Here is a 14466-nt window from a genome sequence, read left to right on the forward strand (position 1 = left end):
GATGAAAGCATTGGAAGATGTAAAAAAGGGTGGAAGCTTTTTAATTGATGAGACGAATTATGAGCATATTTTTACACCGGAGGATTTCTCTGATGAACATCAAATGATTGGAAAAACAACAGAGGATTATATTTTACAAGATGTGGTTCCGCATATAGATCAAATTGAAAACCATGAGTTCGAGCATTCGGTTAGGCTTCTCAAAAAGGCTGGTGAGCTTGGACTTTTAGGAGCCGATGTGCCTGAGGAATTCGGCGGGCTTGGATTAGATAAAATCAGTTCAGCTATCATTACTGAAAAATTCGCTAGAGCAGGAAGCTTCTCACTTTCCTATGGTGCTCATGTCGGTATTGGTTCTCTGCCGATCGTGCTCTTCGGGAATCAAGCGCAAAAGGAAGCGTACCTGCCTGGACTCGCCTCTGGTGAAACCATTGCGGCGTACGCACTTACTGAGCCTGGATCAGGTTCTGACGCTCTTGGAGCAAAAACAACGGCAGTTCTGAATGAAGCAGGTACCCATTATGTCCTCAATGGAGAAAAGCAGTGGATCACAAACTCCGCATTTGCCGATGTCTTTGTTGTGTATGCGAAGATTGATGGTGAACACTTCTCTGCTTTTATCGTCGAAAAGGATTTTCCAGGTGTCAAAACGGGGCCTGAAGAGAAAAAGATGGGTATTAAAGGATCATCGACAAGAACGTTGATTCTTGAAGATGCCCAAGTACCGAAGGAGAATTTGCTCGGTGAAGCCGGCAGAGGTCATGTGATTGCGTTTAACATTTTGAATATTGGGCGCTATAAGCTGGCAGTCGGCACAATCGGTGCATCCAAGCGCGTCATTCAATTGTCGGCAGAATATGCGAACCAGCGTAAGCAGTTCAAAACACCAATTTCTCGATTCAGCTTAATTGGTGAAAAAGCAGCCAATATGTCAGCAAAGCTCTATGCGATGGAAAGTGCTGTTTACCGTACGGTTGGATTATTTGAACAACGGATGGGGCTCTTAAGTGATGAAGAGCAAAAAGACGGCAAACAAATTGCCCAATCCATTGCGGAATATGCGATTGAATGTTCTCTCTGTAAAGTGCTTGGCTCTGAAACGTTGGATTATATTGTGGATGAAGGCGTGCAGATTCACGGCGGATATGGATTCATGCAAGAATACGAGGTCGAAAGAGCCTATCGCGACTCGCGAATTAACCGGATTTTTGAAGGGACAAACGAAATCAACCGTTTGCTTGTACCAGGTACATTCTTGAAGAAAGCGATGAAAGGAGAGCTTCCGCTGCTTCAAAAAGCGCAAACCTTACAGGAAGAGCTAATGATGATGATGCCGGAAGAGCCAGGCGATCAGCCGCTCGATCAAGAAAAATATTTGCTCGCCCATGCGAAAAAGATCGCCTTAATGGTGGCTGGTATGGCAGCTATGAAATACGGGAAAGCCTTAGACAAAGAGCAAGAAATTCTTGTGAACATAGCCGATATCGTCAATGAAATTTTTGCTGCTGAATCAGCGATTCTGCGTACAGAAAAGGCAATCGCTGCAACAGGGGCAGAAAAGAATGAACAAAAGCTTGCTTACACACAAATTTTCACACAGGAGGCTTTCTTAAAGATTGAAGCCCATGCAAAAGAATCCTTGATTGCGATGGAGGAAGGAGATTCACTCCGCATGAGCCTGTCAGCCCTTCGCAAGCTGACAAGATTTACTCCGATCAATGTCATCGCCAAAAAGCGCGAAGTGGCAAAACGAATCTTTGAAGCAGAGAAATATATCGTATAAGGACGGCGTACCTCAGATTGTTGACAAAGGGCTAAAATGATTTTTATTTTAGCCCTTTGTCTTCTTTTCAGCGTGATAGAAAACCTTTGAATTCTAGGAAGGTTGAGCATCGGAGCGGAGCGAATTTGACATTCGTGAGCACCGAAGCGCAGACCTGACACCGAATGCGAGGGTTTGTCTACACGCTGAGGTGTGGATATCACTCCGCACCTTTTTGTAAGCATACATTTAGGTTTTTAAAATATTTTGTGATAAAATGTTGTCACAATTTGCAGGAGGTGAAAATGGTGGCTTTAGATTTTTACGAATACCCATCTTGCGGTACATGCCGAAAAGCAAAAAAGTGGCTGGAAGCACACAATAAAGACATCAACAGCATACATATCGTCGAAGAGACGCCTGATAAAGAAACATTAAAAGCCCTTTACGAAAAAAGCGGTTTAGAGCTGAAGAAATTCTTTAATACAAGCGGACAAAAATACCGGGAGCTGCAGCTGAAAGATCAACTTCCTGCAATGTCAGAGGACGAGCAGCTAGAATTACTCGCGTCTAACGGAATGCTGATTAAGCGCCCGATTACAACAGACGGAAAACGAGTCACGGTAGGATTTAACGAAGATACATTTAAAAGCGTCTGGAAATGATGTAACTTTCATTCAGATTGTGGTATCTTCAATATAGATTGTAAGAAAAGACTGGAGGGGTATTGAATGAGCACACCAAAAGATTTACGTTATTCAGAAGAACATGAATGGGTCAAAGTAGAAGGAGATAAGGTGCGTATCGGTATTACGCATTTTGCTCAATCTGAGCTGGGCGATATCGTGTTCGTTGAGCTTCCTGAAGTAGGAGACAAAATCACAGCGGACGAGCCTTTCGGAAGTGTAGAATCAGTGAAAACCGTTTCTGAACTTTATGCACCGATCAATGGCACAATCGTTGAAGTGAACGATGAGCTGGATGACAGCCCAGAATTCGTCAACGACTCTCCATACGAAAAAGCATGGATGATCGTGGTAGAACCAGCTGATGCTTCTGAAATTGAGAACTTAATGACGGCTGAGCAATATGAAGAAATGACAAAAGAAGACTAATTCATGAGAAATTGGACACTCTACCTTTATGGGGGGTGTCCAATTTGTCTTTTCAAAAAGAACACGTGGATATAACAGAGCATGTCACTGGACGATTCAAAGAAAGCGGCATGGTGCTTTATCATCAAAATGAAGAGATTGGTACGATGATTAGTGAAAACCAATATGAGCTGAAATCGGGATATTCCTATGATCAAAATCGTTTTTATCGTTTAACGGATACATTGACCGATGGGACAGAAAAATATGTTGACTGTGACGATGAAAATGGCTGGTGCTAATCACAGATGAGACTGCAGTGAACAGAAGCTGCAGTCTTTTTGATGACGAGGCGCTCAATCTTTACAACCTGAATGAAAGATTGTAATCTAAGGAAGAAGTGAATCAACGTCAAAAGGGCCGGGTGATCGTGATGAATGTCGAGATAGAAAAGGTCATCATTGTAGAAGGTAAAACAGACAAACAAAAGCTAAAAGAAGTCATAAGTGAACCTGTTACCATCATTTGCACCAATGGCACGATCAGTACATCGAAGCTGGATCAGCTTGTGGACGATTTAGTGGGGAAAGACGTTTACATATTAGCTGACAGTGACGATGCAGGCGACAAACTGCGGAAGCAATTTCGAAAAGAATTCCCTGAAGCACTTCATCTTTTTGTCGACAGAACGTACCGCGAAGTGGCCGCTTCACCGTCAGCCCACATTGCATCTATCCTATTAGCTGCAAACATTGATGTTCATTCGAAATATTTATGAGGGTGGACGTATATGAAAGAGATTGAAGAACACGAATTCAAGGAGATAGAGGACGATTTATTTCTTTTATACTTATATACACCGTTTTGCGGAACATGCCAGCTGGCAAAGAAAATGCTGGCAGTCGTAGACGCCATGCAGCCGGATGTACCATTTTACGAAAACAATTTAAACTATTCACCAGGCTTTGCGAAAGCATTTGAAATCGAGAGTGTTCCTTGCTTTCTCATGTTTAAAAAAGGTGAATTGGTGCAAAAAGGCTATGCCTTTCACTCAGTTCCATATCTTCATGAAATGATTGAAACCGCTAAATAAAGCGGTTTTTTGTCATATTTCAAGAAATTCATTTGAAAATTTGTCGAGTTATTTATAAAGGACAAGCCGATGTTTGTAGAGAAATGTTATGTATAACCAAATGACAGGGAGGTTATACATGTGGAAAATGTGAAAGCCCATGGTAACACAGGGCAGCGTTTATTATTAAAGCCGCTGCTCTCATCATCATCCTTGAAGATTACATTTGAGGCGGAAACTGACTCTTGTACATTGATTGTGGATGAACGTGGTGAAGTGAAGAAACTACCTGCAATTGAGTTATCGGATCTCATCTTTTATGGTGAGAGGAAAGAGATTCTTCAATTATTAGATGGAGATATGTCCTTACAGCAGTTAATCAGCAGGGGACAAGTCAAAGTGAAAGGGTCATTCCGTGCGCTCCTTAGACTAGAGGCAGTGCTTTGGCTGACGAACGGTTTTTTTCGAAAAATGATAACGTAGTTGTTTACTTGGAAATTAGCGATTTACAGCGTTGACATATCTCGGGTAGCATGATATCCTACGTTAGTAAAAACATGAACATCACATAAAACAACATATTTTCTCTTATTAAGAGAGGTGGAGGGACGTGCCCTATGAAACCCGGCAACCGTCAGCATAGCTGAAATTGGTGCCAATTCACTCAAAGCCGCAGCGCTTTGAAAGATGAGAGAAAGGCGTAATTGACATAAAAGGCCTTTCTGCTTGCGTTGCAGTTAGGTCTTTTTTACTGACCTGGCGCCAGGCTAGAGTCATGACAGAAAGAAGAATAAATAACGTATGTGATGGAAACCTATAGATTCAGCAAGAAAGCAGGTGATCAGACTGTGATCCATTTACAGAATGTATCAAAAACGTATCATTCAAAAAGCGGAAATGTTGATGCCGTGAAAGACGTCAACTTGGATATTGATAAAGGTGAAATATTCGGAATTATCGGGTATAGCGGTGCAGGGAAAAGCTCGCTTATTCGCCTATTAAACGGTCTGGAGCTGCCAACAGAAGGAATTGTTGAAGTGGCAGGCAACCGGATCAATGAAGTATCGAATGCGAAACTTCGGAAAGCAAGACAAGAAATCAGCATGATCTTCCAGCACTTTAATTTACTTTGGTCAAGAACGGTGAGACAAAACATTATGTTCCCGCTTGAGATCGCAGGTGTACCGACATCTAAACGGAGAGAGCGTGCGAATGAACTGATTAAATTGGTCGGTTTAGAAGGAAAAGAAAATGCATACCCGTCTCAGCTAAGTGGCGGGCAAAAACAGCGTGTCGGCATTGCGAGAGCATTAGCGAATGATCCAAAGGTTCTTCTATGTGACGAAGCGACATCTGCGCTAGATCCGCAAACGACTGATTCGATCCTTGAGCTTTTGGCGGATATCAATAAACGGTTAGGGCTCACGATTGTGCTCATTACACACGAAATGCACGTCATTCGCAAAATTTGTCATCGCGTTGCGGTCATGGAAAATGGACGCATTGTCGAAGAAGGCGAAGTATTACGCGTCTTCAGACAGCCAAAGGAAGAAATGACGAAACGATTTGTGAAACAGCTTGCAGAACCAGAGGAAGCGAAAGAAACAATCGAGCACGTCTTAGAACGAGTAAAAGAAGGTCAGGTCGTACGGTTGTCCTTTATTGGAGACTCTGCCGAGCAGCCGCTGATCACTGAAATCATTCGATCCTTTAATGTCGATGTGAACATTCTTCAAGGGAAGATTTCTCAAACGCAGGAAGGCGCGTTTGGAACACTCTTTATCCACATTAATGGAGAAGAGACTGAGGTAGAAAAAGCCATCGCCTATATCCAAAGCAAACAGGTTGAAATCGAGGTGATGACACATGTTTGAGAAATGGTTTCCGAACGTTGATTTAGACGTCATCTGGAGTGCAACAGGTGAAACGGTGTATATGACACTGATTTCATTGGCATTTGCCTTTGCAATCGGGATTATCTTAGGGCTCCTGCTCTTCCTTACAGGAAAAGGCGGTCTTTGGGAAAATAAACCGATTAACACCGTCATTGGGGCAGTCGTCAATATTTTCAGATCGATTCCTTTTATCATTCTAATCATTCTATTATTAGGATTTACAAAACTCATTATGGGCACGATTCTAGGCCCAAATGCAGCACTCCCTGCCCTTGTCATAGGGTCAGCTCCATTCTATGCACGTCTTGTCGAAATTGCACTGCGTGAGGTAGACAAAGGAGTCATTGAAGCAGCAAGATCAATGGGAGCAAAAACGTCGACAATCATTTTCAAAGTATTGCTGCCAGAATCATTGCCAGCCCTTATTTCAGGTATTACCGTAACAGCAATTGCTCTGATTGGCTCTACTGCGATTGCAGGTGCAATTGGAGCAGGCGGACTTGGTGACCTCGCCTATGTGGAAGGGTACCAATCTGGTAATACAGATGTCACACTTGTAGCTACTGTGTTTATTCTCATCATCGTCTTTATTATTCAAATAATCGGTGATTTGATTACAAATAAAATTGATAAACGTTAAGGGAGGATTTATTCATGAAGAAATTGATTTTAAGTGCACTATTTCTAGCATTTGCAGGTATTTTAGCTGCGTGCGGTTCATCTAATAACGCAAGTGAAAGCAAAACCATTACGGTTGCCGCTTCAAAAACGCCGCATGCCGAAATTCTTGAAGAAGCAAAACCACTTCTAAAAGAAAAAGGCTACGATTTAAAAGTGAAAGTGCTTAGTGATTATAAAATGTACAACAAAGCGTTAGCTGAAAAAGAAGTGGATGCAAACTTTTTCCAACATATCCCTTACTTAAACGAAGAAAATAAATCAAACAAAGATTATAACCTAGTGAGTGCTGGTGCGGTTCACCTTGAGCCTTTCGGTATCTACTCTAAGAAATACAAATCCGTAAAGGATATTCCAAACGGCGGCACAATCATCATGACAAACAACGTAGCTGAACAAGGCCGTATGCTTGCCCTACTGCAAAATGCTGGTGTCATCAAGCTTGATCCAAAGGTTGATACAATCAACGCAACAGTAAAGAACATTAAAGAAAACCCAAAGAACCTAAAATTCAAAAAAATCGCGCCTGAATTAACTGCGAAAGCTTATGAAAACAGTGAAGGCGATGCTGTATTTATCAACGTCAACTATGCGATCCAAAATAAATTGAATCCGAAAAAAGATTCAATCGAACTTGAGCAAACAAAGAACAACCCATATGCAAACATCGTTGCGGTTCGCAAAGGTGACGAAAAATCAGATAAGATCAAGGCATTAATGGAAGTTCTTCACTCTGATAAAATCAAAGAATTCATCGACAAAAAATATGACGGTGCAGTATTGCCTGTATCTGAATAACAACATTTCAACCTCGCTTTCCTCAAAGCGAGGTTTTTTGTGTATTTTTTCAAATCTCGCTCATAATAAAAACGTACAAATGACCTGAAGGGATGGAAATAAGATGAATGAACAGCATATGAGCGGATCCATGCAGCAATCACTGACTGATTATAAAACCGCAATGGGTGAATTCCAGAAGAAAATGCCGGTGTTTGGAAAGAAATTCAATGAATTTACGGAGCAGTGCTTCCAAAGCGATTCATTAACGCAAAAGGAAAAACAAATGATTGCCCTCGGTATCAGTATTCATGCGCAGGATGAATACTGCATGATTTATCATACAAAAGGAGCGCTCGATCAAGGGGCGACAGAAGAGAATTTGCTGGAGGTTGTCAGCGTGGCGGCAGCTTTTGGCGGCGGAGCAGCACTAAGCCAAGGAATCACTGTCGTTCAGCAATGTATTGATGAATTTGGAGGACAGACGCATTAAGGGAAGCAAAACACGGTATTTTTCCATCTCAGGGAGTTGAGCGCTTCTCATCCGTTTGTGTGAGAAAATATGCCAGCATAAGGTGTCATATCCCTTTTGAGTGAAGCCGCATACGTTTGCTACAATAAAGCTACACTCAAGGAAGGGAATGGTTTATTATTTCTTCGGACCATAGTACACTAGGATTGGATTATACCGCCGAGATGGAAAAGGCCATGCATCAAGCTCATGGCATGAGCTATGCAGAGTACGAAAGAGACCATGACTTAAGGATGAAAGTGGAATATAAACGAGAGCAGTCCTATCGAGATGAGAAAAGACAGCTCGCAAAAATGAATATACGAGGCTAATAATAGCTGAGGGGCGGGGAGAACAGTTTCCCGCCCTTTCTTTATGAAAACAGTCTTTTCGACATAAATCCTTTTATCTACCTGCTTTTTTTGTTAGAATTTTGAGAGCATCCTCTCACGCTTATCGTGAATGTGTTGTATTCAGTTTTAATTTGTTATAAAATTAGAATGAGAATAAATTGAGAATAATGATTATTTTGGAGGTATCGATATATGACTGCTTCGACATTAACAATTAAGGACTTGCACGTTGAGATTGAAGGGAAAGAAATCTTAAAGGGTGTAAACCTCGAGATAAAAGGTGGAGAATTCCACGCAGTAATGGGACCAAACGGAACAGGTAAATCTACTTTATCTGCTGCCATTATGGGTCACCCTAAATATGAAGTAACAAAAGGCAGCATCTTGCTTGATGGCGAAGATGTCCTTGAAATGGAAGTAGATGAGCGCGCTCAAGCTGGTCTTTTCCTTGCGATGCAATACCCATCTGAAATCAGCGGTGTTACAAATGCTGACTTCCTTCGTTCTGCAATTAACGCACGCAGAGAAGAAGGCGATGAAATCTCTCTTATGAAATTCATCCGCAAAATGGACGAAAACATGGAGTTCCTTGAAATGGACCCAGATATGGCACAGCGCTACTTAAACGAAGGTTTCTCAGGCGGGGAGAAAAAACGCAACGAAATTCTTCAATTAATGATGATTGAACCAAAGATCGCCATCCTTGACGAAATCGATTCTGGTCTTGATATCGATGCCTTGAAAGTTGTTTCTAAAGGAATTAACAAAATGCGCGGCGAAAGCTTCGGCTGCTTAATGATCACTCACTATCAGCGTCTACTGAACTACATCACACCAGATCACGTTCATGTCATGATGCAAGGCCGTATCGTGAAATCTGGCGGACCAGAACTCGCGCAGCGTCTAGAAGCAGAAGGCTATGATTGGATTAAAAAAGAGTTAGGAATTGAAGACGAAACTGTTGGTCAAGAAGCGTAAGCGTTAGGAGGATTATTGATGACATTAGAAACGAAATTATCAGTAGATCAAGATTATGTCAAAAGCTTCTCCGAGAAGCATCAGGAACCGGCATGGATGAGCTCCCTTCGCTTACAGGCTCTTGAAAAAGCAGAAGACCTCCCAATGCCAAAGCCTGACAAAACGAATATTTCAAAATGGAATTTAACGAATTTCAAACAGCATACAGTCGAAAGTGCGCCATTTGGATCATTAGAAGAGCTTCCAGAAGAAGTGAAATCTCTTATTGATTTAGAGGACACAGATAAGACAGTCTACATTCAGCGTGATCAAACGCCGGCCTATTTGTCTCTTTCAGCTGAAGCGAAAGACAAAGGTGTGATCTTTACTGATCTTCATACAGCGATCCGTGAGCATGGAGATTTAGTGAAACAATACTTCATGACAGATGCAGTGAAAGTGGATGAGCATAAACTTACAGCTTTACATGCTGCTTTAGTGAATGGCGGAGCTTTCCTCTATGTACCGAAAAACGTAGAGCTTGAAGCACCAATTCAAGCTGTTTATCTTCATGAAAATGACGAAACGACTTTGTTCAACCATGTCATCGTCGTAGCAGACGATCATAGTGCTGTGACATATGTAGAAAACTACATCAGTACAGCAAAACCGGAAGAAGCGATCTTCAATATCGTTTCTGAAGTGTTCACAGGCGCTAACGCCCGCGTCACATACGGTGCTGTAGATAACCTTGCAGAAGGAGTCACAGTATATGTAAACAGACGCGGTATGGCAAATGGTCGTGACAGTAAAATCGAATGGGCGCTTGGCCTGATGAATGATGGAGACGTCGTATCTGAAAACATCACAAAACTGATGGGCGACGGTACATTCGGTGATACGAAATCAGTTGTTGTCGGCCGAGGAAACCAAACAGAAAACTTCACAACAAGCATCATCCACTTCGGTAAAAACTCTGAAGGGTATATCTTGAAGCATGGTGTGATGAAGGATCAAGCATCTTCTATCTTTAACGGAATTGGTAAAATCGAGCATGGCGCAACAAAGTCAAATGCAGAACAGGAATCACGTGTCCTCATGCTGAGTGAGAAAGCACGCGGTGACGCAAACCCAATTCTTTTAATTGATGAAGATGATGTGACAGCAGGGCACGCCGCTTCTGTTGGACGTGTTGATCCAATTCAATTGTACTACCTCATGAGCCGCGGGATTTCCAAAGAAGATGCAGAAAGACTTGTGATTTATGGCTTCTTAAATCCAGTTGTGAAAGAACTGCCGATTGAAGGAGTTAAAAAGCAGCTGATTTCTGTGATTGAAAGGAAAGTAAAATAATGAATATCAAAGACGTTCGTGAGCAATTTCCAATCCTTCATCAGCAAGTGAACGGACATGATTTGGTGTATTTGGACAGTGCAGCGACTTCTCAAAAACCAAGAGTGGTCATTGATGCAATGAATGAGTATTACCGGTCTTACAACTCGAACGTCCACCGGGGTGTTCATACCCTTGGCACAAAAGCAACGGACGCATACGAGGGTGCGAGAGAGAAAGTTCGTGCATTCATCCGTGCTTCATCTGTCCAGGAGATTATTTTTACTAGAGGTACAACAACTGCACTAAACACAGTGGCGATCAGCTATGCTAGAGCAAACCTCAAAGAAGGCGATGAGATTGTCATTACGCATATGGAGCATCATGCGAATATCATCCCTTGGCAGCAAGCAGCAAAAGCAACTGGCGCCACATTGAAATACATTCCGTTACAGGAAGACGGCACGCTATCGCTTGAAGATGTGAAGCAAACGATCACACATCAAACGAAAATTGTCGCAGTCACACATGTCTCAAACGTATTAGGAACCATCAACCCGATTAAAGAGATCGCCAAAATTGCCCACGATCATGGGGCAATCATTGTCGTCGACGGTGCGCAAAGCACCCCACACATGCAAATTGATGTTCAGGATCTAGATTGTGACTTTTTCGCATTCTCTGGGCATAAAATGTGTGGACCGACTGGCATCGGTGTGCTTTACGGGAAGAAGGACCTTTTGAATAATATGGAGCCTGCTGAGTTTGGCGGTGAAATGATCGACTTTGTGGATCTATATGATTCTACATGGAAAGAGCTGCCGTGGAAATTTGAAGCGGGAACACCGATTATTGCTGGAGCAGTTGGACTAGGAAAAGCAATTGACTTCTTAAATGACATTGGTATGGAGGAAGTCAGCCGTTACGAGCATCAGCTTGCGACTTACGCGCTTGAGCGCTTTAAAGAGCTTGACGGTGCGACTGTTTATGGACCACAGCACCGAGCTGGGCTTGTGACGTTTAACTTAGACGACGTCCATCCGCATGATGCGTCAACTGTTCTGGATACGGAAGGTGTCGCCATTCGTGCTGGACACCACTGTGCACAGCCGCTCATGAAATGGCTTGGTGTATCAGCGACTGCAAGAGCAAGCTTCTATCTGTATAATACAGAAGAAGAGATTGATCTACTCATTGCAGCGCTCCGTAAGACAAAGGAGTATTTTACGAATGTCTTTTAATGTAAACTTAGATACACTGTACAGACAAGTGATTATGGATCATTATAAAAATCCGAGAAACAAAGGTGTACTAAACGACAGCATTGTCGTCGATATGAACAACCCAACGTGTGGTGACCGTATTCGTCTTACGATGAAAATCGAAGACGAAAAAGTCACGGATGCGAAATTTGAAGGAGAAGGATGCTCCATTTCGATGGCATCTGCCTCCATGATGACGCAGGCAATTAAAGGGAAAGATATTGAAACAGCTTTGAAAATGTCTCGGATTTTCTCCGATATGATGCAAGGAAAAGAATACGACGATTCCATTGATCTTGGTGACATTGAAGCGCTGCAGGGAGTTGCAAAATTCCCAGCCCGCATCAAATGTGCAACATTATCCTGGAAGGCGCTTGAAAAAGGCGCATCTGCCGAAGATAACGGCAAATCATAAGATTGGAGTGAAAATGGATGGCTAAAAAAATGCCAGATGTTGGTGAATATAAATACGGCTTTTCTGATAAAGACGTTTCCATTTTCCGTTCAGAGCGCGGACTGACAAAAGAGATCGTTGAAGAAATTTCTCGTATGAAAGAAGAGCCTCAGTGGATGCTCGACTTCCGTTTGAAATCTCTTGAGCACTTTTACAACATGCCGATGCCACAATGGGGCGGAGATTTAAATGCATTAAACTTTGATGAAATTACGTACTACGTAAAGCCATCTGAGCGCTCTGAGCGTTCTTGGGATGAAGTACCAGAAGAAATCAAACAAACCTTTGATAAACTTGGTATCCCAGAAGCAGAGCAAAAATATTTAGCTGGTGTATCTGCTCAGTATGAATCTGAAGTTGTGTATCACAACATGAAGCAAGACCTTGAAGATCTAGGAATTGTGTTTAAAGATACAGACAGCGCATTAAAAGAGAACGAAGACATCTTCCGTGAGCACTGGGCAAAAGTCATTCCTCCGACTGACAACAAATTTGCTGCGCTTAACTCGGCTGTATGGTCTGGTGGTTCATTTATCTACGTACCAAAAGGCGTAAAAGTAGATACTCCACTGCAAGCATACTTCCGTATCAACTCTGAAAACATGGGTCAGTTCGAACGTACACTGATCATCGTTGACGAAGGCGCACATGTGCATTACGTAGAAGGCTGTACAGCTCCAGTTTACACAACAAACTCACTTCACAGTGCGGTAGTTGAAATCATCGTCAAAAAAGGCGGCTACTGCCGTTATACAACGATTCAAAACTGGGCAAACAACGTCTTCAACCTTGTGACAAAACGTACAGTATGTGAAGAAAATGCAACAATGGAATGGATTGATGGAAACATCGGTTCTAAGCTGACAATGAAATATCCAGCGGTCATCCTAAAAGGTGAAGGCGCTCGTGGTATGACATTAAGTATTGCCCTAGCAGGTAAAGGTCAGCACCAAGATGCAGGTGCGAAAATGATTCACCTTGCACCAAACACATCTTCAACGATCGTATCGAAATCGATTTCCAAACAAGGCGGTAAAGTAACATACCGAGGAATCGTTCACTTCGGACGCAAAGCAGAAGGTGCACGCTCAAACATCGAGTGTGACACACTCATCATGGATAACAAATCAACATCTGATACAATCCCTTACAATGAAATCTTAAACGACAACATTTCATTAGAGCACGAAGCAAAAGTATCAAAAGTATCAGAAGAACAGCTATTCTACTTGATGAGCCGCGGAATTTCTGAAGAAGAAGCAACAGAAATGATCGTCATGGGCTTCATCGAGCCATTCACAAAAGAACTGCCAATGGAATACGCCGTTGAAATGAACCGCTTGATTAAGTTTGAGATGGAAGGCTCTATTGGTTAATAAAAAACATTGATACACAACGCTTTTTGAAGGCATTTAATTTCGAGTGATATCGTTATGATACCACTTGTTAATTAAATGCCTTTGTGGCGTTGTTTTTTAGTGAATGGAGAAAAGTATTCAGTGTGAATCCAACAAATGCCTCTTACTCACATGAATGAAGGAATTACAAAAATCTATCCCTCCAATAACATCATAATTATCATGAAAGTCATCTTATTTTTTTGGACTCATTTTCATTTGAGAGAGAATCCTTTAATCAAACTTTTTCTAAACGACGAACATAAATACTTGCAACATTCAAATTAGTACTGTATAGTTCTAATTATGACAAAGGTAAAATTAATGAATCAAAAACGTGTACTTGAAGTAGCTGCAACATTGTTTTTAGAAAAAGGGTTTGCTTATACAAGTATGGATGAATTGGTACGTGTAAGCAAAGTGTCAAAGTCTAATGTGTATTATCACTTTTCTAATAAGGAGGAATTATTAGAAGGGGTCGTTGATTATTGGATTGATATGTATCAAGCTGCAATAGACGACGTAATGTCTCAGACCCAATTTTCAGTTGAAGATCGTATCCAAATGTTTTTAAAGCAATTATCACAAGGCGTTCAGTCGAGAGAGTATCAGGGAGGCTGTCCATTTATTACTCTTTATATTCAAAGTCCTGCACAGGCCACGCAAATAAAAGAAAAAATAGGTTTATTTTTTACAGGATTACAAAAGAAAGTTTCTCTATTACTGAAACAAGGTGTAGAGAACGGGGAATTCAGAGATACGATTCAGATTGATGAGGTGGCATCACTTTTTATTACAAATCTTGAAGGAGCGTTATTTATTTCAGAAACATTGAAGGATGCCACTGTCATCACAAAAACAGCAGATCATTTATTTAACTTGCTTCGATAAAGAAGCATTTTTTTTACATCAAATTAGTACT

General features: G+C 41.7%; 18 protein-coding genes and 1 riboswitch. All 18 genes read left to right on the forward strand.

What is annotated here, in order from left to right:
- Nucleotide 1: 1 nt before the first annotated feature.
- The 18 genes from JJ692_RS05970 (at nucleotide 2) to JJ692_RS06050 (ending at nucleotide 14435) form a co-directional block, all read left to right on the forward strand.
- A complete protein-coding gene (locus tag JJ692_RS05970) occupies nucleotides 2–1783 on the forward strand; it encodes an acyl-CoA dehydrogenase family protein (protein ID WP_025094137.1) in 1782 nt (593 codons plus the stop codon).
- 287 nt (nucleotides 1784–2070) lie between these two features.
- Nucleotides 2071–2427, forward strand: a complete 357-nt coding sequence (locus tag JJ692_RS05975) for an arsenate reductase family protein (RefSeq protein WP_024423406.1) — start codon at nucleotides 2071–2073, stop codon at nucleotides 2425–2427.
- Between the two features lie 66 nt (nucleotides 2428–2493).
- Nucleotides 2494–2877 carry a glycine cleavage system protein GcvH gene (gene gcvH / locus JJ692_RS05980; RefSeq protein ID WP_008347039.1) on the forward strand — a complete coding sequence of 128 codons (384 nt, stop codon included), beginning with the start codon at nucleotides 2494–2496 and terminating at the stop codon, nucleotides 2875–2877.
- Nucleotides 2878–2921: 44 nt separating this feature from the next.
- Entirely contained in the window at nucleotides 2922–3158 is a 237-nt protein-coding gene (locus JJ692_RS05985) for a YusG family protein (RefSeq protein WP_024423405.1), read from the forward strand.
- 131 nt (nucleotides 3159–3289) lie between these two features.
- Nucleotides 3290–3634 carry a toprim domain-containing protein gene (locus JJ692_RS05990; RefSeq protein ID WP_024423404.1) on the forward strand — a complete coding sequence of 115 codons (345 nt, stop codon included), beginning with the start codon at nucleotides 3290–3292 and terminating at the stop codon, nucleotides 3632–3634.
- Nucleotides 3635–3646: 12 nt separating this feature from the next.
- On the forward strand, nucleotides 3647–3949 hold the full coding sequence (locus JJ692_RS05995) for a thioredoxin family protein (protein ID WP_041088351.1): 303 nt from the start codon (nucleotides 3647–3649) through the stop codon (nucleotides 3947–3949).
- A 120-nt stretch (nucleotides 3950–4069) separates the two neighbouring features.
- Nucleotides 4070–4411, forward strand: a complete 342-nt coding sequence (locus JJ692_RS06000; protein WP_024423403.1) for an SCP2 sterol-binding domain-containing protein — start codon at nucleotides 4070–4072, stop codon at nucleotides 4409–4411.
- A 102-nt stretch (nucleotides 4412–4513) separates the two neighbouring features.
- A riboswitch (SAM riboswitch) is annotated at nucleotides 4514–4622 on the forward strand.
- 154 nt (nucleotides 4623–4776) lie between these two features.
- Nucleotides 4777–5802: a methionine ABC transporter ATP-binding protein gene (locus JJ692_RS06005; RefSeq protein ID WP_024423402.1), complete on the forward strand. Its 1026-nt coding sequence runs from the start codon at nucleotides 4777–4779 to the stop codon at nucleotides 5800–5802.
- A complete protein-coding gene (locus tag JJ692_RS06010; protein WP_142945142.1) occupies nucleotides 5795–6463 on the forward strand; it encodes a methionine ABC transporter permease in 669 nt (222 codons plus the stop codon). The genes JJ692_RS06005 and JJ692_RS06010 overlap by 8 nt, the downstream gene beginning before the upstream one ends.
- 14 nt (nucleotides 6464–6477) lie before the next feature.
- Nucleotides 6478–7299, forward strand: a complete 822-nt coding sequence (gene metQ, locus JJ692_RS06015; protein WP_024423400.1) for a methionine ABC transporter substrate-binding lipoprotein MetQ — start codon at nucleotides 6478–6480, stop codon at nucleotides 7297–7299.
- A 103-nt stretch (nucleotides 7300–7402) separates the two neighbouring features.
- Nucleotides 7403–7771, forward strand: coding sequence for a carboxymuconolactone decarboxylase family protein (locus tag JJ692_RS06020; RefSeq protein WP_003212803.1), 369 nt, complete (start codon nucleotides 7403–7405; stop codon nucleotides 7769–7771).
- Nucleotides 7772–7986: 215 nt separating this feature from the next.
- Nucleotides 7987–8121, forward strand: a complete 135-nt coding sequence (locus JJ692_RS19115; protein WP_254965641.1) for a YuzK family famiily protein — start codon at nucleotides 7987–7989, stop codon at nucleotides 8119–8121.
- Between the two features lie 213 nt (nucleotides 8122–8334).
- Entirely contained in the window at nucleotides 8335–9120 is a 786-nt protein-coding gene (sufC, locus tag JJ692_RS06025) for a Fe-S cluster assembly ATPase SufC (RefSeq protein WP_007500355.1), read from the forward strand.
- A gap of 18 nt (nucleotides 9121–9138) precedes the next feature.
- Nucleotides 9139–10452, forward strand: a complete 1314-nt coding sequence (gene sufD, locus JJ692_RS06030) for a Fe-S cluster assembly protein SufD (RefSeq protein WP_024423399.1) — start codon at nucleotides 9139–9141, stop codon at nucleotides 10450–10452.
- Nucleotides 10452–11672 (forward strand): cysteine desulfurase, encoded by a 1221-nt coding sequence (locus tag JJ692_RS06035; protein WP_025094139.1) that lies wholly within the window; start codon nucleotides 10452–10454, stop codon nucleotides 11670–11672. Before sufD ends, JJ692_RS06035 begins: the two co-directional genes overlap by 1 nt.
- Complete coding sequence (gene sufU / locus JJ692_RS06040; protein WP_039181277.1) at nucleotides 11662–12108, forward strand: Fe-S cluster assembly sulfur transfer protein SufU; 447 nt, start codon at nucleotides 11662–11664, stop codon at nucleotides 12106–12108. The genes JJ692_RS06035 and sufU overlap by 11 nt, the downstream gene beginning before the upstream one ends.
- A gap of 17 nt (nucleotides 12109–12125) precedes the next feature.
- Nucleotides 12126–13523, forward strand: a complete 1398-nt coding sequence (gene sufB, locus JJ692_RS06045) for a Fe-S cluster assembly protein SufB (RefSeq protein WP_007500362.1) — start codon at nucleotides 12126–12128, stop codon at nucleotides 13521–13523.
- Between the two features lie 345 nt (nucleotides 13524–13868).
- Nucleotides 13869–14435 (forward strand): TetR/AcrR family transcriptional regulator, encoded by a 567-nt coding sequence (locus JJ692_RS06050; RefSeq protein ID WP_041115746.1) that lies wholly within the window; start codon nucleotides 13869–13871, stop codon nucleotides 14433–14435.
- Nucleotides 14436–14466: the final 31 nt, after the last annotated feature.

Origin of the sequence: Bacillus sp. 3a (assembly GCF_017161885.1) — a bacterium.
Taxonomy (GTDB): domain Bacteria; phylum Bacillota; class Bacilli; order Bacillales; family Bacillaceae; genus Bacillus; species Bacillus safensis.